The organism is Streptomyces sp. HUAS TT11 (assembly GCF_051553595.1).
Classification (GTDB): domain Bacteria; phylum Actinomycetota; class Actinomycetes; order Streptomycetales; family Streptomycetaceae; genus Streptomyces.
In genome coordinates, this window is sequence record NZ_CP196184.1 from 7280803 (window position 1) to 7301485 (window position 20683).

The 20683-nt window shown below is 71.1% G+C and carries 21 protein-coding genes; 16 read left to right on the top strand and 5 right to left on the bottom strand.

Annotation, left to right across the window (positions count from 1 at the left end):
- Positions 1-185: 185 nt before the first annotated feature.
- On the top strand, positions 186-926 hold the full coding sequence (locus ACSHXN_RS32555; protein WP_355135430.1) for a response regulator transcription factor: 741 nt from the start codon (positions 186-188) through the stop codon (positions 924-926).
- Positions 923-2485 (top strand): HAMP domain-containing sensor histidine kinase, encoded by a 1563-nt coding sequence (locus ACSHXN_RS32560; RefSeq protein ID WP_356112915.1) that lies wholly within the window; start codon positions 923-925, stop codon positions 2483-2485. The genes ACSHXN_RS32555 and ACSHXN_RS32560 overlap by 4 nt, the downstream gene beginning before the upstream one ends.
- Here the strand turns inward: ACSHXN_RS32560 and ACSHXN_RS32565 are convergent.
- Together ACSHXN_RS32565 and ACSHXN_RS32570 are read right to left on the bottom strand one after the other, a co-directional pair.
- Positions 2482-3183 carry a L,D-transpeptidase family protein gene (locus tag ACSHXN_RS32565; protein WP_355135426.1) on the bottom strand — a complete coding sequence of 234 codons (702 nt, stop codon included), beginning with the start codon at positions 3181-3183 and terminating at the stop codon, positions 2482-2484. The two genes, ACSHXN_RS32560 and ACSHXN_RS32565, sit on opposite strands and share 4 nt — an antisense overlap.
- Positions 3184-3186: 3 nt before the next feature.
- Positions 3187-3774, bottom strand: a complete 588-nt coding sequence (locus tag ACSHXN_RS32570) for a pyridoxamine 5'-phosphate oxidase family protein (RefSeq protein ID WP_355135424.1) — start codon at positions 3772-3774, stop codon at positions 3187-3189.
- Positions 3775-4152: 378 nt separating this feature from the next.
- Here ACSHXN_RS32570 and ACSHXN_RS32575 point away from each other — a divergent pair, with 378 nt between their 5' ends.
- From ACSHXN_RS32575 to ACSHXN_RS32595, 5 genes are all read left to right on the top strand, one after another.
- On the top strand, positions 4153-5355 hold the full coding sequence (locus ACSHXN_RS32575) for an argininosuccinate synthase (protein WP_355135422.1): 1203 nt from the start codon (positions 4153-4155) through the stop codon (positions 5353-5355).
- Between the two features lie 115 nt (positions 5356-5470).
- Complete coding sequence (gene argH / locus ACSHXN_RS32580; RefSeq protein WP_355135420.1) at positions 5471-6904, top strand: argininosuccinate lyase; 1434 nt, start codon at positions 5471-5473, stop codon at positions 6902-6904.
- 74 nt (positions 6905-6978) lie between these two features.
- Positions 6979-7950: an aldo/keto reductase gene (locus ACSHXN_RS32585; protein WP_355135419.1), complete on the top strand. Its 972-nt coding sequence runs from the start codon at positions 6979-6981 to the stop codon at positions 7948-7950.
- Positions 7951-8030: 80 nt separating this feature from the next.
- Positions 8031-8582: a TetR/AcrR family transcriptional regulator gene (locus ACSHXN_RS32590; protein WP_355135418.1), complete on the top strand. Its 552-nt coding sequence runs from the start codon at positions 8031-8033 to the stop codon at positions 8580-8582.
- A complete protein-coding gene (locus ACSHXN_RS32595) occupies positions 8579-10144 on the top strand; it encodes an MFS transporter (RefSeq protein WP_355135417.1) in 1566 nt (521 codons plus the stop codon). The genes ACSHXN_RS32590 and ACSHXN_RS32595 overlap by 4 nt, the downstream gene beginning before the upstream one ends.
- 94 nt (positions 10145-10238) lie before the next feature.
- Here the strand turns inward: ACSHXN_RS32595 and ACSHXN_RS32600 are convergent, their stop codons facing one another.
- Positions 10239-10928 (bottom strand): lysophospholipid acyltransferase family protein, encoded by a 690-nt coding sequence (locus ACSHXN_RS32600; protein ID WP_220294761.1) that lies wholly within the window; start codon positions 10926-10928, stop codon positions 10239-10241.
- Positions 10929-11251: 323 nt separating this feature from the next.
- Here ACSHXN_RS32600 and ACSHXN_RS32605 point away from each other — a divergent pair, with 323 nt between their 5' ends.
- The 3 genes from ACSHXN_RS32605 to ACSHXN_RS32615 all read left to right on the top strand — a co-directional run bounded on the left by ACSHXN_RS32605 (position 11252) and on the right by ACSHXN_RS32615 (position 13567).
- Positions 11252-12412, top strand: a complete 1161-nt coding sequence (locus tag ACSHXN_RS32605; protein ID WP_438304678.1) for a glycerophosphodiester phosphodiesterase — start codon at positions 11252-11254, stop codon at positions 12410-12412.
- 99 nt (positions 12413-12511) lie between these two features.
- A complete protein-coding gene (locus ACSHXN_RS32610; protein ID WP_355135415.1) occupies positions 12512-13018 on the top strand; it encodes an RNA polymerase sigma factor in 507 nt (168 codons plus the stop codon).
- 45 nt (positions 13019-13063) lie between these two features.
- Positions 13064-13567, top strand: a complete 504-nt coding sequence (locus tag ACSHXN_RS32615; RefSeq protein ID WP_438304681.1) for a GNAT family N-acetyltransferase — start codon at positions 13064-13066, stop codon at positions 13565-13567.
- 69 nt (positions 13568-13636) lie between these two features.
- On the opposite strand, the gene ACSHXN_RS32620 is transcribed toward ACSHXN_RS32615, so the two are convergent.
- Both ACSHXN_RS32620 and ACSHXN_RS32625 read right to left on the bottom strand, forming a co-directional pair.
- Complete coding sequence (locus tag ACSHXN_RS32620) at positions 13637-14077, bottom strand: hypothetical protein (protein WP_355135411.1); 441 nt, start codon at positions 14075-14077, stop codon at positions 13637-13639.
- Between the two features lies 1 nt (position 14078).
- Positions 14079-14438 (bottom strand): hypothetical protein, encoded by a 360-nt coding sequence (locus ACSHXN_RS32625; protein WP_059125607.1) that lies wholly within the window; start codon positions 14436-14438, stop codon positions 14079-14081.
- A gap of 70 nt (positions 14439-14508) precedes the next feature.
- Between ACSHXN_RS32625 and ACSHXN_RS32630 the strand changes: the two genes are divergently transcribed.
- From ACSHXN_RS32630 to cbiE, 6 genes are all read left to right on the top strand, one after another.
- The gene (locus tag ACSHXN_RS32630; RefSeq protein ID WP_438304683.1) at positions 14509-15159 is read left to right on the top strand and encodes an HAD-IA family hydrolase; all 651 of its coding nucleotides are present in this window, start codon (positions 14509-14511) and stop codon (positions 15157-15159) included.
- Between the two features lie 398 nt (positions 15160-15557).
- Positions 15558-16598: a methionine ABC transporter ATP-binding protein gene (locus tag ACSHXN_RS32635; protein WP_383354585.1), complete on the top strand. Its 1041-nt coding sequence runs from the start codon at positions 15558-15560 to the stop codon at positions 16596-16598.
- A complete protein-coding gene (locus ACSHXN_RS32640; protein ID WP_355135405.1) occupies positions 16595-17344 on the top strand; it encodes a methionine ABC transporter permease in 750 nt (249 codons plus the stop codon). Before ACSHXN_RS32635 ends, ACSHXN_RS32640 begins: the two co-directional genes overlap by 4 nt.
- A 66-nt stretch (positions 17345-17410) precedes the next feature.
- A complete protein-coding gene (locus ACSHXN_RS32645) occupies positions 17411-18244 on the top strand; it encodes a MetQ/NlpA family ABC transporter substrate-binding protein (RefSeq protein WP_355135403.1) in 834 nt (277 codons plus the stop codon).
- Positions 18245-18399: 155 nt separating this feature from the next.
- Positions 18400-19038, top strand: coding sequence for a GNAT family N-acetyltransferase (locus tag ACSHXN_RS32650; protein WP_355135401.1), 639 nt, complete (start codon positions 18400-18402; stop codon positions 19036-19038).
- A gap of 128 nt (positions 19039-19166) precedes the next feature.
- Complete coding sequence (gene cbiE / locus ACSHXN_RS32655) at positions 19167-20378, top strand: precorrin-6y C5,15-methyltransferase (decarboxylating) subunit CbiE (protein WP_355135399.1); 1212 nt, start codon at positions 19167-19169, stop codon at positions 20376-20378.
- Positions 20379-20683 lie beyond the last annotated feature (305 nt).

A 20683-nucleotide genomic window follows, 5' to 3' on the forward strand; every position in this document is an offset into this window, starting at 1 on the left:
ATCGAGGACGCAACTGTGCAGGCGGAACCTCTGAGACGGCTCTGAGGACGCTGAGCCCGCCCTGAAGAAACCGGGGAACGGCACCGGAAAGGGAGGTCGCGGCGGGTGTGACCGGGCACTCATAGCGAACTCAGAGGGCTCGGCACCCCCGGCCGCTCCCGGGACGAGGGATGCTGGAAGGCGCCATGACCACACTCCGCACCGGCCGCCCCGCCCTCGCCCGCCCGGACGGCACACCCCTGCGCGTCCTCGTCGTCGACGACGATCCGGACCTCGCCGAGGTGCTGTCCGGTGCCCTGCGCTACGAGGGCTGGCAGGTGCGTGCGGCCGGTGACGGGGCCACGGCCGTCACAGCGGCCCGGGAGCTCATGCCCGACGCCGTCGTGCTGGACGTGATGCTCCCCGACACCGACGGGTTCGGTGTGCTGCGTTCGCTGCACACCGTGAAACCCGACGTGTGCGTGCTCTTCCTGACCGCGCGGGACGCCGTCGAGGACCGCATCGCCGGCATCACGGCGGGCGGCGACGACTATGTGACCAAGCCCTTCAGCCTGGAGGAGGTCGTCGCCCGGCTGCGCGGGCTGCTGCGGCGTGCCGGGATGGCCCGGCAGCTGGAGGAGGGGCCCCGGCTGTGCGTCGGCGACCTCGTGATGGACGAGGAGGCCCGTGAGGTGACCCGGGCCGGCGAACTGATCGAACTGTCCCCCACCGAGTTCGAACTGCTGCGCTTCCTGATGCGCAACCCGCGGCGTGTGCTGAGCAAGGCGCAGATCCTCGACCGGGTGTGGTCCTACGACTTCGGAGGCCAGGCCCATGTGGTGGAGCTGTACATCTCGTATCTGCGCAAGAAGGTGGACGCGGGCCGTGACCCCATGATCCATACGGTGCGCGGGGCCGGGTACGTGCTCAAGCCGGTGACCTGGTGAGCCGCGTGTTCCGGGCCGTGGTGCGCCGTCTGCCGACGCCGCGCACCCTGCGGGCCAGGCTGACCACCGGGCTCGTCGTGCTGCTGGCACTCAGCTGTGCCGCGGTCGGGGTGGCGGCGGTGGTCGAGCTCAACGGATTTCTCACCGGCCGGCTCGACCAGCAGCTGCGGGACCTCGGCCCGCGTTTCCCCGCGAGCCTGGAGCACGGCCCCGACAGACCCTCGGACCACGACGGCGACGAGTACGGGGACACCCGTAAGCAGTCGGCGGGCACCTTCGGCGCCCGGCTGGTCGGGGCGTCGGTCACCAACGCGGCCGTCGTCCGCCCCGGCAGCGACACCGCCGGCCTGACGGCCCCGCTGGACACACAGGACAGGCGCTCCCTCGCCGCGGTCCCCGCGGACGGCGCGGGGCACAGTGTGCGGCTGTCGTCACTCGGCGGATACCGCCTGATGGCGGTCAAGGGCATGGACGGCGACGTCCTCGTCACCGGGGTCCCCCTGGAACCGGTGGAGTCCGCGGTGCACCGACTGGAGTGGGTCGCCGCCGCCGTCTTCGGCGCGGCCCTCGCGGCCACCGGTGTCGCGGGAGCCGTCTGGGTGCGCTGGTCGCTGCGGCCGCTGAGCCGGGTCGCCGCGACCGCCACCCGGGTCAGCGAGCTCCCGCTCGCCAGCGGCGAGGTCGCGCTGCCGCCGCGGGTACCCGAGAACGAGCCGCGCAGTGAGGTGGGGCGGGTCGCCACCGCCGTCAACCGCATGCTCGGCCATGTCGAGGACGCGCTGACCAAGCGCCACGCCAGTGAGGAGCGGCTGCGCGTCTTCGCCGCCGACGCCAGCCACGAACTGCGCACACCGGTCGCCTCGGTCCGCGGCCATGCGGAACTGGCACTGCTGCACCCGGGTCCGGTACCGGCGGAGGTGGCCCGGGCCCTGGAACGGATCGCCGCCGAGTCGGCGCGCATGGGCGAGATGGTGGACGACCTGCTGCTGCTGGCCCGGCTGGACGCGGGCCGGCCCCTGGAGCGGCGTCCGGTCGACCTGACCCGCCTGGTGCTGGACGCGGTGAGCGACGCACGCGCGGCCGGTCCCGGCCACCGCTGGACGATGGAACTGGCCGAGGAGCCGCTGATCGTGCAGGGCGACGCGCATCGCCTGCATCAGGTGCTCGCCAATCTGCTGGCCAACGCGCGTCTGCACACGCCCGAGGGCACTCATGTGACCGTCTCCCTCGTGACCGACACGACGACGGCCGTCCTCGGGGTGCACGACGACGGACCCGGCGTCCCCGACGCCATCAGGCCGGGCGTCTTCGAACGGTTCACCCGGGCCGACCACCGCCGTCGCCCGGACAACCACGGCGGCGGCGCGGGGCTCGGCCTGTCGATCGTGGCGGCGGTGACGCAGGCGCACGGTGGGAGCGTGGAGCTGACCGGCGGCGCAGGATCGACGACGTTCACCGTGCGGCTGCCCGCGGGCCGGGGTCTGTCGTTCGGACCGGGCCGGCGGGGAGAGACCGCGCCTTTCGGGCGACGCCGGCATGATCCGAACGACGGGCCCTAGTAGCGCGTGATGCCCGTCGCTCCGCTCGAGGTCCCGATGGCGATGTGCGGACCGTGGGCCGGATCGGCCCACTGAAGGATCCGGCGCATCGCGTCCTGCGGCACCGACACACAGCCCGCCGTGGCGCCCTTGCCGTTGACGTGCAGGAAGATGCCGGCGCCGCGCCCGCGCACCGGCTTGTCGTAGTTGAAGCCGATCACCAAGGCGTGGTCGTACTGGGGGTCGAAGGTGATCAGGTGCTCCGACTCGGAGGCGCGGCAGTCGGCCGGGAGGGGCTCCGTCCAGCGGTTGTAGGAGGCGGACGCGTCGTCCTGGCACCACCACGAGCCCTGGTGGACCGGGCGGTACAGCGCTTTCGTGCCCGCGGGCGCGGCCTTGATGCCGAACGCGTAGGGCAGTCCGTACAGGCCCGCGGGCGTCGTGTTCGTGCCCTGCTGCCGGATGCCGCCTTCGACGAGCCCGTTCGCACCGAAGCGCGCCGCCGCCGAACCGGCCTTCGTCCACCGCCCGTCGCGGCGGTCCCACCAGGTGACCGTGCCCGACGTCGCGTCGGCCGTGGGCGCCTCCGCAGTGATCAACTGCGTGCCGCCGCCGGTGTCCGCCATCCGTTCCGGCAGCGGAGCCTCCTCGACGCCGCCGGGTGCGGCGGCGAGCAGCAGGACAGCGGTGGAGGCGAGGGTGACGACACCGGGGCGCATGGTTCAGAACGTAGACGGCGGCAGCGGCAACGGAAGGCCCGGCAGGCCGTCCAGGCTGGATTCGATGTGGTCTTTCCTTCGAAAGTAGTCGTTCAGGGAGGTGTCGTCCTCGCGCGCGAACCGCCTGCCGTGCAGTTCGCGGTCGTCCTCGTAGGCCATGAAGGGCACCGCGTAGCCACAGGTGTCCCGGATGAGCCGGGCCGTCACGACGACGATCGCCCGCAGTCCGTGCGGGGCCGGGTCGATGTCCGGGAAATGGGTGAGGAGTTCCTCGAAACGGGGGTCGTCGCGGAAGACCGGCTCACCGCTGCCGTGCACCCGCACGATGTTCGGCGGTCCCTGGAAGGCGCACCACATGAGGGTGATCCTGCCGTTCTCCCGCAGGTGCGCGATGGTCTCGGCATTGCTTCCGGCGAAGTCCAGATAGGCGACGGTCCGCTCGTCGACGACGGCGAACGAACCCTTGAGGCCCTTGGGGGAGAGATTGACCGTGCCGTCCCCCGACAGCGGGGCGGTGGCGGTGAAGAAGAGGGGCTGCGCTTCGATGAACGTACGCAGTCTGCCGTCGATGCGTTCGTAGGTCTTTCCCATGGCCTCGATGATGAGGGCAATTCCTTCGACTGTCTAAGGAATCGCGCCGTCCGGTCGTGTCCTGCGCCCGTCGTACGTCCGTGGCCGCCCCGGCGGCGCGCGGGGCGGCCACGGAGCCTGCCACGACATGCGGTGAGCGTGCCGGCCGCCGCAGGGCCGCTGTTCCGGACGGGGCGGGAGTGGCCGCCCGATGGACCGGCGCCGTGTTCGGCGACAGATACGAGGCGGCGGATTCGGGCGTTCACGGGCCCGGAGAGTTGGTCCGGGCGCGGCGCCGTGACCTGCCCTGCCACGCCGGGGCGACCTCCCGGATTGACGAACCATGCAACCTCCTGCATACTCATGCATACCAGCGAATGCACTGTGAGGGAGAAACCCGTGACCGAGCGCGTCGTACTCGCCTACTCCGGCGGTCTGGACACCTCCGTCGCCATCGGCTGGATCGCCGAGGAGACGGGCGCCGAGGTCATCGCCGTTGCGGTCGACGTCGGCCAGGGCGGCGAGGACCTGGACGTCATCCGCAAGCGCGCGCTCGCCTGCGGTGCCGTCGAGGCCGAGGTCGCCGACGCCAAGGACGAGTTCGCCGACGAGTACTGCCTCCCGGCGATCAAGGCCAACGCCCTCTACATGGACCGCTACCCGCTGGTCTCCGCGCTGTCCCGGCCGACGATCGTCAAGCACCTCGTCGCCGCGGCCAAGAAGCACGGCGCCACCACGGTCGCGCACGGCTGCACCGGCAAGGGCAACGACCAGGTCCGCTTCGAGGCGGGCATCGTCGCCCTCGCGCCCGACCTCAAGTGCATCGCCCCGGTCCGCGACTACGCGATGACCCGGGACAAGGCGATCGCCTTCTGCGAGGACAAGCAGCTCCCGATCGCCACCACCAAGAAGTCCCCGTACTCCATCGACCAGAACGTCTTCGGGCGCGCGGTCGAGACGGGCTTCCTGGAGGACATCTGGAACGCCCCGATCGAGGACATCTACGAGTACACCTCCAACCCGGCCGAGGCCCGCGAGGCCGACGAGGTGATCATCACCTTCAAGGAAGGTGTCCCGGTCGCCATCGACGGCAAGCCCGTCTCCGTCCTGCAGGCCGTTCAGCAGCTCAACGAGCGCGCCGGCGCCCAGGGCATCGGCCGGATCGACATGGTCGAGGACCGCCTGGTCGGCATCAAGTCCCGCGAGGTGTACGAGGCTCCGGGGGCGATCGCCCTGATCACCGCCCACCAGGAGCTGGAGAACGTCACCGTCGAGCGTGAACTGGCCCGCTACAAGCGCCAGGTCGAGCAGCGCTGGGGCGAACTGGTCTACGACGGCCAGTGGTTCTCCCCGCTCAAGCGCGCCCTGGACGGCTTCATCAACGAGGCCAACCAGCATGTCTCGGGCGACGTCCGCCTGACCCTGCACGGCGGCCGCGCGGTGGTCACCGGCCGGCGCTCGCAGGAGTCGCTGTACGACTTCAACCTCGCGACGTACGACACCGGTGACACCTTCGACCAGTCCGCGGCCAGGGGCTTCATCGACATCTACAGCCTGTCGTCGAAGATCGCCGCACGGCGTGACATCGCGGGCGGAGCCTGACACCGGTCCGGGGTGACCGCCGGGCCACCCCCGCACGCACTAGCCTGACATCCGCCTCCCCGCTTGCCGAGAGTGGGGAGGCGGTCGCACATCGCCACCTTCGAGGAGCAACGCAGTGAGCAGCAACAGCGGTGACGTCCGGCTCTGGGGCGGCCGTTTCGCCGACGGTCCCGCCGAGGCCCTGGCGAAGCTGTCCGCGTCCGTCCACTTCGACTGGCGCCTCGCGCCGTACGACATCGCCGGTTCCCGTGCCCACGCCCGCGTCCTGCGCAAGGCGGGGCTCCTGACGGACGACGAACTGACGCGCATGCTCGACGGACTCGACCGGCTCGAGGCCGACGTGACCTCGGGCGAGTTCACCGGCACCGTCGCCGACGAGGACGTCCACACCGCTCTGGAGCGCGGCCTCCTGGAGCGTCTCGGCCCGGATCTCGGTGGCAAGCTCCGCGCGGGCCGCTCCCGCAACGACCAGGTCGCCACCCTCTTCCGGATGTACTTGCGCGACCACGCCCGCATCATCGGCGGGCTGATCGCCGAGCTCCAGGACGCCCTGGTCGGTCTCGCCGAGGCGCACCCCGACGCGGCGATGCCGGGCCGTACGCACCTGCAGCACGCCCAGCCCGTGCTCTTCGCGCACCACGTTCTCGCGCATGTACAGGCCCTGTCCCGGGACGCCGAGCGCCTGCGCCAGTGGGACGAGCGCACGGCCGTGTCCCCGTACGGCTCGGGCGCGCTCGCCGGCTCCTCCCTGGGCCTCGACCCGGAGGCGGTCGCCGAGCACCTCGGCTTCGAGCACGGCAGCTCGGCCAACTCCATCGACGGCACGGCCGCCCGCGACTTCGCCGCGGAGTTCGCCTTCGTCACCGCGATGATCGGGGTGAACCTCTCCCGCATCGCCGAGGAGGTCATCATCTGGAACACGAAGGAGTTCTCCTTCGTCACCCTGCACGACGCCTTCTCCACCGGCTCCTCGATCATGCCGCAGAAGAAGAACCCGGACATCGCGGAGCTGGCGCGCGGCAAGAGCGGCCGCCTCATCGGCAATCTGACCGGCCTCATGGCGACGTTGAAGGCGCTCCCCCTCGCCTACAACCGCGACCTCCAGGAGGACAAGGAGCCGGTCTTCGACTCCATCGACCAGCTGGAGGTCCTGCTCCCGGCCTTCACCGGCATGATGGCGACGCTGACCGTCCACCGTGAGCGGATGGCGGAGCTCGCGCCCGCCGGTTTCTCGCTGGCCACCGACATCGCCGAGTGGCTGGTCAAGCAGGGTGTGCCGTTCCGGGTCGCGCACGAGGTCGCCGGAGAATGCGTGAAGGCGGCCGAGGCCGAGGGCAAGGAGCTGGACGAGCTCACGGACGAGCAGTTCGCGAAGATCTCCGCGCATCTGACCCCCGAGGTGCGGACCGTCCTCAGCGTCCCCGGCGCCCTCGCCTCCCGCAACGGCCGCGGGGGCACGGCCCCCGAGGCGGTCGCGGTCCAGCTGGCCGAGGTGAAGACGGACCTGGCGGCCCAGCACGCGTGGGCCGCCGCGAAGCGCAGGAAGTAGCCGGTCGCCCGCGCAGAGGGCGTCGCGGGTTAGGTTGGTCCGAGCCGCACGGAGCCGACCGAACGGAGCCCGCGATGCCCTTCGCACGCCTCGCCTCAGCGACGACTCCCACCTGCCACATCGGCCTCGGCCTGGCCGCCGTCGGCCGCCCGGGCTACATCAACCTCGGCCGCGAGCAGGACCTGCCGTCCGTACGCAGCGTCGACGCGCTGCGCGGGCGCACCCATGAACTGCTGGACGCCGCCTACGCCCAGGGCGTCCGCTACTTCGACGCCGCCCGCTCCTACGGCCGCGCGGAGGAGTTCCTCGCCGACTGGCTGCAGGCCCGGCCCGCCGTCGACGACATCGTCGTCGGCAGCAAGTGGGGCTACACCTACACCGCCGACTGGAGCACCGACGCCGAGCAGCACGAGGTGAAGGACCACGGTGTCGCCACCTTCGAGCGGCAGCACGCCGAGACCGCGGCCCTGCTCGGCGACCGGCTCGATCTCTACCAGATCCACTCGCTGACCCTCGACAGCCCGGCTCTCACCGACAAGGAACTGCATGCCAGGCTCGCCGAGGCCGCGGCCGGGGGTGTCACGATCGGCTTCTCCACCAGCGGCCCGGCGCAGGCCGACACGATCCGCGCCGCGCTCGCCGTGACCGTCGACGGCGAACCCCTCTTCCGTACCGTCCAGTCCACGTACAACCTGCTGGAGACCTCGGCCGCCCCCGCGCTCGCCGAGGCCCACGACGCCGGGCTCACGGTGCTCGTCAAGGAGGGCATGGCCAACGGGCGGCTGGCCGGCGACCGAGCGCCGCAGGCGCTGAGGGCGGTGGCCGCGGAGGCATCACTCGGCTGCGACGCGATCGCCCTGGCCGTCGTCCTGCGCCGCCCCTGGGCCGGTGTGGTCCTCTCCGGAGCGGCCACGGTCGACCAGCTCGGCTCCAATCTGCACGCCACCGTCGCCGACCTCGACGAGGAACAGCTCGCACGCCTGGAGACCCTCGCCGAGGATCCGGGCGCCTACTGGGAGCGGCGCGGGCAGCTGCCCTGGCACTGAGATCCGCCCAAGCGGGCAGTCGGTGAGACGCATATGCTTCTCGTGAGACATTGACGTCTCATCTGGGTTATCGTCGTCTCATGGCTGTCGACCGAGACCATGTGCTGCGCAGTGCGGCCGCCCTGCTCACCCGCAAGTCCACCGCGACCATGGACGAGGTCGCCAGGGCGGCCGGGATCAGCCGGGCCACGCTGCACCGCCACTTCGCCGGACGCGACACACTCGTACGGGCGCTGGAGGCGCTCGGCATCGAGGAGTGCGAGGCCGCTCTGGACGCCGCCCGGCTCGACACCGGCCCGGCCCGGGAGGCCCTGCGCCGGTTCGTGACCGAGATCGAGTCCGCGGCGGGGCTCCTCGCCTTCCTCTACACCGAGAACCAGCTGTTCGAGGGCGAGGCGCAGAACGAGGGCTGGTCCCGGATCGACGCCCGGATCGCCGCACTGTTCCGGCGCGGCCAGACGAGCGGTGAGTTCCGCATCGACCTCACCCCCGCGTGGCTCACCGAGGCCCTGTACGGCCTGATGGCCTCCGGCGCCTGGGCCGTGGCCGAGGGACGACTCGCCCCCAAGGACTTCACCTACATGATCGTCGAGCTGTTGCTCGGCGGCGCACTACGGAGAGAGGAACCATGACCAGCACCCTGCGGCACGAGGGTGCCCCCCGCAGCGGGGGAGAGGCCGCCGGCCCGGGACGGATCGCATCGCCGGCCGAGGGCCGTCCGGGGCGGTGGCTCGCGCTCGCGGTCCTCGTCCTCGCCGTCCTGCTGGTCGCCGTCGACGCGACCGTCCTCGGCCTGGCCACCCCCTACATCAGCGAGGACCTGAAGCCCTCGGGCACCCAGCTCCTGTGGATCGGTGACGTCTACTCCTTCGTCATCGCCGGTCTGCTCGTCTCCATGGGCAGTCTGGGCGACCGCATCGGACGCAAGCGGATCCTGCTCGGGGGCGCCACCGCCTTCGGGCTGGTCTCCGTGCTCAACGCCTACGCCGCGACGCCGGGCATGATGATCCTGGCCCGTGCGCTGCTGGGCGTCGCGGGAGCGACCCTGATGCCCGCCACGCTCGCCCTGATCCGCAACCTCTTCCACGATCCGCGCGAGCGCAGCCTCGCCGTGGGCGTCTGGGGCGCCACCGCCTCGGCAGGCACGGCGATCGGCCCGATCGTGGGCGGTTTCCTGCTCGAGCACTTCTGGTGGGGCTCCGTCTTCCTGATCAACGTGCCCGTGATGGTCGTCCTCGTCCTCGTCGGCATCAGGACCCTGCCCGAGTCCCGCAATCCGCGCCCTGGCCCGTGGGACCTGGCGAGCGTCGTGATGTCGCTCGTCGGCATGATCGGCGTCGTGTACGCCGTGAAGGAGGCGGCGGCCGAGGGGTTCACCTGGCCCGGAGCGGCCGCGGGCGTGCTCGGTGCCCTCGCACTGCACGGGTTCGTGCGCCGCCAGCTGACCCTGCCGGTGCCGCTGCTGGACATGCGGCTGTTCCGCCGCCGCGGGTTCAGCGGCGCCGTGCTCGCCGACCTGCTGACCGTTCTCGGGATGTCCGGGCTGGTCTTCTTCCTCTCCCAGTTCCTGCAACTGGTACAGGGCCGGCACCCGTTCGAGGCGGGTCTCGCCGAACTCCCGGCCGCCGTCGGGGCGGTCGCGGCCGGCCTGGTCGCGGGCACGGCGGCCAGGCGCTTCTCGGTGCGGGCCGTCGTCGCCGGCGGGCTCGCCGCGGTGGGGCTGGCGCTCGCCGCCCTCACCGTGATCGACCGGAGCACCGGGTACCCGCTCATCGGCGCCGCGCTGCTCGTGGTGGGGGTCGGCGCGGGCCTGTCGTTCACCGTGACCGCGGACGTCATCCTCTCCAGCGTGCCCAAGGACCAGGCGGGCGCGGCCTCCGCGGTCTCGGAAACCGCGTACGAGCTCGGCGCGGCCCTGGGCATCGCCCTGCTCGGCTCGATCGTGACGGGCGTCTACCGCGGGTTCACCGGGCCTTCGGGCACACCGGCCGCGGCGCACGAGTCGCTGGGCGGTGCGGTCGAGGTGGCGTCGCGGATGCCGTCGGACACCGGCCGGGAGCTCCTCGCGTCCGCCCGGGAGGCGTTCGTGGACGGCCTGGCGCTGGCCACGGGGGTCGGTGCCGCGGTGCTGCTGGCCACGGCGGTCGCGGCGTGGTTCCTGCTGCGCGGACAGCGGCTGGAGGGCTCCTCATGACCTCGGCCCCGCGCCCCGGCGGGGGCGCGGGGCGGGCATGGTGGGCGGCCGCCGGACGGGTGCCCGGCGGCGGCAGGCCGCCGCGCTGTCCGCGCTACGCGGCCTTCGCCTTCGTGGCGTACATGTCGACGTACTCCTGCCCGGACAGCCGCATGACCTCGGTCATCACGGAGTCGGTCACCGCCCGCAGCACATAGCGGTCCCGGTCCATCCCCTCGTAGCGGGAGAACTCCAGCGGCTCGCCGAAGCGCACGGTCACCTTGCTGGGCCGGGGCATGCCTGCGCCCCCGGGCTGGATCTTGTCGGTGCCGATCATGGCGAAGGGGACCACGGGCGCGCCCGTCATCAGCGTCAGCCGGGCGATGCCGGTGCGTCCCCGGTACAGGCGGCCGTCGGGGGACCGCGTGCCCTCCGGGTAGATGCCGAAGACCCTGCCCTCCTCCAGGATCCTGCGGCCGGTCATCAGCGCCGCGACACCGCCCTTGCCGCCGTCGCGGTCGACCGGGATCATGCCGACGCCGGTGAAGAACCAGGCCATCAGCCGGCCCTTGAAGCCCTTGCCGGTGACGTACTCGTCCTTGCCGATGAAGAAGACCTGACGGTCGCAGACCAGCGGCAGGATCATCGAGTCGATGAACGTCACGTGGTTGCCGGCCAGGATGACCGGACCGTCACCCGGGATGCGCTCCGCGCCCTCCACCTGTGGGCGGAACATCAGGCGCATGATCGGTCCGAGCACTGCCTTGATGAGCGCGAAGCGGGACAACGGGCCCTCCGGTGTCAAGGGATTCGGTTGGAGTCTGTGCAGGTGAGGACGATACTCGCGATGCCCGCCAGGCAGCACATCGGGTCACGCGGAGGATACGCGTCGTCGACGACTGTTTACCTGCGGCGGCGTCGTGTTGCACGTTCGTCATCCGCCGTACGGGTGTGACGAACCTCGCGTCGGCGCATGACGGGACGTCATGTCGAGTGCCCCCCGAGGCGTTTCCCATGCCTCCGGCAGGACGGCACCCGTCCGCCGCGCGTTTGTGCGGACGTCGCCCGGCCGTCACGGACGCACACCTACGATCGAGCCGCTTCGACGGATGCGCCGGGAGGGTACTGATGGGGACGCAGGAGTCGTTCGAGCAGGGACGAGGCACGGGACGGCGGGCGCTGCTGGGCGCCGCGGTGCTCGGGGCGGGCGGGGCGGTCCTCGGGCTGCCGGGTGCCGCGAGTGCCGACAGCCGCCACGACGGCGGACTGAAGGGCCTGCCCGTGCCCACGATCATCGGTCACCGCGGGGCCAGCGGTTACCGGCCGGAGCACACCTTCGGCTCCTACCAGCTGGCCCTCGACATGGGCGCGGACATCGTGGAGGCCGGTGACCTGGTGCCGACCAAGGACGGGCACCTCGTGTGCCGGCACGAGCCGGAGATCGGCGGCACCACCGACGTCGCCGACCACCCCGAGTTCGCCAGCCGCAGGACCACCAAGGTCCTGGACGGCGTCCCCACCACCGGGTGGTTCACCGAGGACTTCACGCTCGCGGAGCTGAAGACCCTGCGCGCGATCGAGCGCATCCCCGCCACCCGCCAGCGCAACACGCTCTACAACGGCCGCTGGGAGATCCCCACCTTCGAGGAGGTGCTCCGCTGGCAGGACGAGCAGACCCGCAAGCGCGGCAAGCAGGTGTGGATCTACCCCGAGACCAAGCACCCCACCTACTTCCGCAAGCTGGGCCTCGGTCTCGAGGAGCGGCTCGCGACGATCCTGCGCCGGCACCGCAAGGACGGCAGGAACGCTCCGGTCATCGTCCAGTCCTTCGAGCCGACCAGCATCCAGCGACTGAACAAGCTCGTCGACAACCCGCTCGTCGTGCTCCTGTCCGCCGCGAACACCCGTCCCTGGGACTTCGTCGACGCGGGCGACCCGCGTACCGTCGCCGACCTCGTCACGCGCAAGGGCCTCAAGGAGATCGCGTCGTACGCCCGGGGCATCGGCCCGACGCTCGATTTGGTCATCCCGAAGGACGCGAACGGCAACCTCGCCAAGCCGTCCACGCTCGTCGCCGACGCGCACGCCGCAGGCCTGATCCTGCACCCGTACACGATGCGCAACGAGAACACCTTCCTGCCCGCGAACTTCGCCCGGGGCACGGACCCGACGGCCTACGGTGACGCCTTCGGGGCCTTCAAGGCGTACTTCGCGACCGGCATCGACGGCGTCTTCACCGACAACGCCGACACCGGGCTGCTCGCTCGCGAGGACTTCCTGCGCCGCTGAGCGGCGGTAACACGTCAACACGTGATCCACGCACCCCGGTTGGGGTGACAATCGGCCGCCCCGGCAACCCGTTGCCGGGGCGGCCGCGTCACGCCGCACATGACCCTCGAGATGCTCACGGCCCTGCGGCCCCTGCTCGCCGCCGAGGCCGTTGCCGAGGCCCACGCGTGCGGGATGGAGCCGGGCGACCTGGAACAGGCCGTGTGGCTGCGGCTGCTGGAGCGGCTTGCGGCGGACGGACCGCCCGCGGACCCACCGGGCTGGCTGCGCCGGGCCGTTCGGTCCGAGGCGCGCCGCGGGCGCCGAACGGCCCGTCTCGAACTGCCGTACCGTACCGAGCCCGCCGACGAACGCCACCCCGGTCCGGAACAACAGGCGATCATGGCGGCGGGCCGCCGGGCGCTGCACGCGGCGGTACGCCGGCTTCCCGGCCGGTGCCCCCGACTCGTGGCGGCGTTGCTGTCCGCACAGGACCCGACCTATCGGGAAATCGCGGGGGAGTTGGGTATCTCACAGGGCAGTCTCGGCCCGGAACGCTCCAAATGCCTCGGATGTCTGCGGCGATTGCTTGCGGCGGAGGTTGCGGCCGCCGAACCGCGGGGATAGGAGTGAGGAACATATGGCGATCAGGTGAGCGGGAGGCGTGCGCACATGGGCATGAGCGTGACCATCTCTGTGGCGACCGAGCGGGACGCCGAGCAGATCTTCAGGTTGCAGTACCTGTGCTTCCAGAGCGAGGCCGCGCTCTACGGCAACTACCGCATCGACCCGCTCGTCCAGAGCCTCGACTCGGTCCGTGCGGAGGTCGTCTCGGACTGCGTCTTCGTGGCGCGGCTGGGCGACGAGGTGGTCGGCTCGGTCCGCGGCAGTGTGACGGAGGACGGCGCGGCCTCCATCGGCAAGCTCTGTGTGCACCCGCGGCTCCAGGGCCACGGCATCGGAGCCCGGCTGCTGCGCGTGGCGGAGGAGGCGCTGGCGGAGGAGCGGGGCGCGAAGAAGTTCCGCCTGAGCGCCGGCCACCGCAGCGAGGTCAGCCTCCGCCTGTACCGCCGCGTCGGCTACGAGAGGGTCGGTACGGCCCAGGGCGACGACGGCGTCCCGATGATCGTCCTGGAGAAGCAGGTGGGGGCGGGCTCGTACGCCACGACGGCCTAGGGGTCCGGCCACACGCGTCGGATCGGGCACCGGACACCGCGGGCCCGGCGGGGAATCGTCGGACGGGCCCTAGCCGCGCGCGGCAGCCGGTGCCCGCTCCGTACGCGCCTTGCGGAGCCAGTACATCGCCGACAGCGGCAGCAGCACGGGGATGAAGACGTACCCCATGCCGTAGTCCGACCACACGGTCGCGTCGGGGAAGGCCGACGGTTCGACCAACGTCCAGGTGCCGACCGTCAGCACCCCCACCAGTTCCGCGGCGCAGCACACGAACGCCGCCCTGCGGGCCCTCTCGCCGCCGCGGACCAGCGAGTAGGTGATGAAGCCGTAGACGACGCCGGCGACCGCGGACAGCGAGTACGCCAGCGGGGCCTCGTCGAACTGCGTGGAGATCTGCACGACGGAGCGCGACACCGCGCCGACGACCATCACGCCGTACAGCCAGACCAGCAGCATGCCCGGTCCCGCGATGAGCCGGGTCTTCGCCGGCTTCTCCTGCGTGGCCGCCATCTCAGCCTCCCCAGATGTCATAGAGCCGCACCTCGAGCACGGCGAGGACCACACCGCCGGCCGCCACCGTCACCGAACCCCACCGCGACCGCTCGGTGAGGGACATGAACCCCGCCGCGGGGATGCAGGCGAACGCCCCGAGCAGGTACGCGACGAAGATCGTCGTGCCCTGCTCCGGCTTCTCGCCGCGCGCCAACTGCACGATGCCGACGATCAGCTGGATCACGGCCAGCAGTGTCACCACGGCCATGCCGATGAAGTGCCAGTCCTTCGTGGGCTGGTCGCGGTGAGCCGCCCAGCCGCACCAGGCGGCGAGCAGCAGCGCGGCGACGCCGGTCGCCAGCGTCAGGGCATCAAGCATGCCGCGACCCTATTACGGTCCAAAAGACCCGATGCGCTCGCCCCCGCCCTGCCTGCGTAGGGTCGAGGCCATGAAGATCCATGCTGACGCGCTGCTGTTCGACAACGACGGGACGCTCGTCTCGTCCCTCGAGTCGGTCACGCGGTGCTGGACGCGGTGGGCGCAGGAGTACGGGATCGCCGCGGAGGCCTTCGGGAGCATCGCGCTCCATGGCCGTACGGCCGCGGAGATAGCCGCCGACCTGCTGCCCGCCGACGTCGTCCCCGAGGCCGTCGCACGCATCGAGCTGCTGGAGGTCGAGGACGTGCCGAACGGGGGAGCGCATCTGCTGCCGGGCACCCGGGAGTTCCTGGACACGCTGCCGGCCGACCGCTGGGCCGTGGTCACCTCCGCCACGCGCCGCCTCGCCGAGGCCCGGCTCGAGGCCGTCGGCATCCGGCCCAAGACCCTGGTCACCGCGGAGGACGTCACCCGCGGCAAGCCGGATCCCGAGCCCTACCTCCTCGCCGCCCGCGAGCTGGGCGTGGAGCCGTCCCGTTGTGTGGTCTTCGAGGACGCCCCGGCGGGACTGGCGGCGGGTCGCGCCGCCGGGATGACCACCGTGGCGTTGGCCACAACGCACCGTTCCCACGAGCTGGACGCCGATCTGGTCGTGAAGGACCTCTCGGCCTTGTCCGCACTGGTCACCGACCACGCGGTGGAGATCTCCGTACGCGGCTGACGTCGTCCACGGCTGTCCGCTATTCGGACGGCCGTGGCATCTCCGCGCCGTCCGTCTGATTTACTTGGGCCCATGACCACGACGAGCTGCCGCACCCTTGCGACCGAGGCGACCATGACGCCCGGTGCTCGTTGTATGTGTCGAATGTGCGCCTGCTAGAGGGCCCCCGCACGACCCAGAGTCTCGCGCCCCGAAGCGAGCCCCCAGTGGCATGTCCGTACGCCTGTGTCGTACGTGACCCGGCCGCCCCCACCGCCTGAAGGGCCTGGGGGACCACGCCCCGCGCACACGTTCTCCCCGGTTTCCATCGCCTTCGCGAGAACCGTGCCGTGTCCCCACGCATGCACCCGTGCCGGCGCACATCCACGCCCTGCACTCGACAGTGACGGAAATCCCCAGTGATCACCACATCGGGCCTGACCAAGGTCTACCGCTCGCGCGGCCGCGAGGTGACCGCCCTCGACGGCGTCGACCTGCACGTACACGAAGGCGAGGTGTACGGCGTCATCGGCCAGTCCGGCGCCGGGAAGTCCTCGCTCATCCGCTGCGTCAACCTCCTGGAACGCCCCACCTCCGGCACGGTCACCGTGGCCGGGCAGGACCTCACCGCGCTCGCCGGCCGCGGACCGCGAGCCGGCCGGGAACTGCGGCAGGCGCGCAGCCGTATCGGCATGGTCTTCCAGCACTTCAACCTGCTGTCCTCGCGCACCGTTCAGGACAACGTCGAGCTGCCGCTCGAAATCCTCGGCCAGTCCGGGAAGGAACGTTCCCGCAAGGCCCTGGAACTGCTCGACCTCGTCGGCCTCGCCGACAAGGCGGGCGTCTACCCGGCCCAGCTCTCCGGGGGCCAGAAGCAGCGTGTGGGGATCGCCCGCGCCCTCGCGGGCGACCCCAAGGTGCTGCTCTCCGACGAGGCGACCAGCGCCCTCGACCCGGAGACCACCCGGTCCATCCTCCAGCTGCTCCGCGACCTCAACCGGCAGCTCGGCCTGACCGTTCTGCTCATCACCCACGAGATGGACGTCGTCAAGACCATCTGCGACTCGGCCGCCCTCATGGACAGGGGCCGCATCGTCGAGTCCGGGACGGTCAGCGAACTGCTCGCCACCCCGGGCTCCGAACTGGCCGCCGCGCTCTTCCCGGTCGGCGGCGACGCGTCCGGCGACGACCGCACCGTCGTCGACGTCACCTTCCACGGCGACGCGGCCACCCAGCCGGTCGTCTCCCAGCTCGCGCGCACCTACAACATCGACATATCGATCCTCGGCGCCGCGATGGACACCGTCGGCGGCAAGCAGGTCGGCCGGATGCGCATCGAACTGCCCGGCCGCTACGAGGAGAACGTGGTGCCGATCGGCTTCCTGCGTGAGCAGGGTCTGCAGATCGACGTGCTCGACCGGCCGGCAGAGACCGCGCTGGTGAAGGAAGGTGCCGAGTGACCTGGTCCGAGATGCAGCCGCTGTTGTCCGAGGCCTCCGGCGACACCCTGTACATGGTCGGCTGGTCCACGGTCATCGCGGTCGTCGGCGGTCTCCCGCTCGGCGTCCTGCTCGTGTTGACCGACCGGGGCGGACTCCTCCAGAACCTCGCCGCCAACAAGGTGATCGGGCAGGTGGTGAACATCGCCCGCTCGATGCCCTTCATCATCCTCATGGTCGCCCTGATGAGCTTCACCCGGACGATCACGGGGACCACGATCGGCCGCGAGGCCGCGATCGTGCCGCTCGCCATCGGTGCCATCCCGTTCTTCGCCCGCCTGGTCGAGACGGCCGTCCGTGAAGTGGACGGCGGACTCGTCGAGGCCGTGCAGGCGATGGGCGGCAACACCTGGACCGTGGTGCGCAAAGTCCTCGTACCCGAGGCGCTGCCCTCGCTGATCTCGTCCGCCACCACCACGGTGGTCGCCCTCATCGGCTATTCGGCGATGGCCGGCACGGTCGGCGCGGGCGGTCTCGGCGACATCGCCATCCGCTACGGCTATCAGCGCTTCGAGACGCAGCTGATGTGGATCACCGTGGCGATCCTCGCCGTCGTCATCTCGCTCATCCAGTTCGCGGGCGACTACGCGGCCCGCGCGCTCCACCGCCGTGGCGGCCACTCGTCCGTCGCGCCCCGGCTGCGGCTGCTGAAGGACAGGAAGCCCGCCACCGAGGCCGTCGCCGCCGATGTGAGCAAGGCCGCCTGAACCACCTCCATCTCCCCGCTCGCACCGACGACGGGGTCGCACCACCCATAAGGAAAGGCACTTTTCGTGCGTAACACCGCCAAGATCACCACAGCCGTCCTCGCCGCCGGGACCCTCGCCTTCGGGCTCACCGCCTGCGGCTCCGGCGACAGCTCCTCCGCCTCCTCCGACTACAGCGGGCCGCTGGTCGTCGCCGCCAGCCCCACCCCGCACGCCGAGATCCTCGACTTCGTCAAGGCGAACCTGGCGAAGAAGGCGGGCCTCGACCTGGAGGTCAAGGAGTTCACCGACTACGTCACGCCGAACACGGCCACCGAGGACGGCTCCGTCGGTGCCAACTACTTCCAGAACCAGCCGTACCTCGACGACTTCAACAAGAAGAACGGCACCCACATCGTGCCGGTCGTCACGGTCCATCTGGAGCCGCTCGGCCTGTACTCCCACAAGGTCGGCAAGGTCGGCGAGCTGAAGAGCGGTGCGACCGTCGCCGTTCCGAACGACACGGTCAACGAGGCGCGGGCGCTCAAGCTGCTCGACGCCAACGGGCTGATCAAGCTCAAGAGCGGCGTGGGCAGCGAGGCGACCCCCCGGGACATCACCGCGAACCCGAAGAACCTGAAGTTCAAGGAGCTGGAGGCGGCCCAGACCCCGCGCTCCCTGGACGACGTGGACGCCGCGGTGATCAACGGCAACTACGCCATCTCCTCGGGTCTCAAGCCCGCGAAGGACGCCCTCGTCCTGGAGTCCTCCCGGAACAACCCGTACGGCAACTTCCTCGCGGTCAAGAAGGGCAACGAGAAGGACCCGCGCGTGAAGAAGCTCGCCGAGCTCCTCACCTCGCCCGAGGTGAAGAAGTTCATCGAGGACAAGTACCAGGGCTCGGTCGTCCCGTCCTTCTGATCCGACCCGCACGGCCGGCACCGGGAACCCGCGGCGCCACGCACGGGGTCCGTTCCGCACGGAGCGGACCCCGTGGTGCGGTTCGGTGCTTCCATGTTGCATGCTGGGCAGCTCAGCAGGCGATGACGGTTTTTCGAAGGTTACGGAGCGGCGCAATGACGAGCACCTTCCCCAACGTCTCCATCAGTACGGAGCGGTTGGTCCTGCGCCCTCTCGACGAGGACGACCTCCAGCCGCTGACCGAGATGATGAACGACGAGCTGGTCGGCGCCTGGACCGACGTGCCCCAGCCGTTCACCGAGCAGGGCGCTCGCACCTGGATCACCGAGTACGCGCCGGCGCAGCGGAAGGCGGGCCGCGGCCTCGACTTCGCGGTCACCGAGTTCATCACCCAGCGTCTGGTCGGCATCGTCCAGCTGACCAGGACGAACTGGCACATCCGGTCCACCGAGCTGTCGTACATCGTCGCCCCGTGGGCGCGCGGCGAGGGCTACGCCTCCGAGGCCGCGCTCGCCACCGCCCAATGGCTCTTCGGGAACCAGGGGTTCGAGCGGATCGAACTGCGCACGGCCGCCGACAACACCGCCTCCCAGCAGGTCGCCCAGAAGATCGGCTGCATCAGCGAGGGAGTCCTGCGCAACGCCTGCATAGCGCACGTCCGCACCGAGGACGGCACCTGGACGGACGTACGGACGGATTTCATCGTGTGGAGCCTGCTGCCCGAGGATCTCGACGGGGTCAGCGAGGAACTGGCCGACACGGGTGGTTTCACATCGTTCTCGGACTGGAACTGACCTCGAGGGACCTTTCCCACCGGCCGGACCCGTGACGGGCACACCCGGCCGCACCGGGTAGTCTCACGGAGCCCGCCGTGCGGGCTGTCCCTGACGACCCGCGTAGAACCTCCTGGAGACTGACGACGATGGCCGACCGCGTCACGGTGATCGGCTGGGACGGCTCGCCGCTGACGGCTGCGGCGCGCTCCGCCCTGGGAGCCGCCACGCTCGTGGCCGGCGCGGCGCACCACCTCGCACTGCCCGAGGTGCCTGCGACGGCCGAACGCATCCGGCTGGGCAGCCTCGCCCTCGCCGCCCGCCGTATCGCAGCCCACCGAGGCACCGCCGTCGTCCTGGCCGACGGGGACCCCGGCTTCTTCGGCGTCGTACGCACCCTGCGCGCTCCCGAGTTCGGCCTCGAGGTCGAAGTCGTGCCGGCCGTCTCCGCGGTGGCCGCCGCCTTCGCACGCGCCGGTATGCCGTGGGACGACGCACAGGTGGTCGTCGCGCACCCCCGCACCCTGCGACGCGCGGTGAACGTGTGCAGGGCCCACACGAAAGTCGCGGTCCTCACCTCACCGGGCGCCGGGCCGGCCGAGCTGGGCCTGCTGCTCGAAGGCGTCCACCGCACCTTCGTCATCTGCGAGGAACTCGGCACCGACCGCGAGCAGGTCACGGTCGTGACCTCGGACAAGGCGGCCGACCACTCCTGGCGCGACCCCAATGTCGTCATCGTCATCGGCGCACCCGTGACCGCGGCCGACGGGGGCGGCTGGATCGCCGGCCGCGACCCCGGCGCCGAGCCGCGCGGCTGGGCGCTGCCCGCCGAGGCGTACGGCGGTGGGCTCGGCGAAGGCGAAACGGATCTGCTGCGTGCCGCCCAACTGGCCCGGCTGGGCCCACGGGTGGGCGACCTGGTGTGGGACATCGGCAGCGGCAGCGGGGCGTTCGCCGTGGAGGCCGCCCGCTGCGGAGCCGCCGTCATCGCCGTCGACCTCGACCCGGACGCCTGCGCCCGCACGACGGCCGCGGCCCGCAGCTTCGGGGTACAGCTCCAGGTCGTCCGGGGCGCGGCCCCGCACATCCTGGAGAACCTGCCCGAACCGGACGTCGTACGTGTCGGGGGCGGGGGAGCCGCGGTCGTCTCGGCCGTCGCCGACCGCCGCCCGCAAGGCATCGTCGCGCACGCCGCGACCCGCGACGAGGCCGAGCTCGTCGGCAGGGACCTGTCGGAGCACGGCTATGAGGTGGAGTGCGCCCTGCTGCAGTCCGTCGAACTCGACACGCGGGCCTGGACGGAGAAGGAACGGAGCGTTGCGTTCCTGCTCAGCGGGCGATTGCCCGAACGCGCCCCGTGATCCTGTTGTCCTACCGGCGCGGTAGGCTGGCCGATCGTTGTACCGCACTTGGGTGATCCGGCGCATCGTCAGCCAATGTCCGGAAACCGCATCCATTTTGGGGCATGTGTGGTACGGCAGGACCGGAGGGCGCGCAACGTGGCGCAGTCCACAGCGGGCCGTCGTGGATCAGGCTGACGCGACGGACGGGTGACCGGAAGAATGCCGTTCAATGGCTTTGTCGTCATTGTTGGCGGGTCGTTCGTGCCGCTGGGCGCGGACGCTCGTTCTTCATTGCGGGCGGTCGGCGAGTCCTTCCGGGCGAG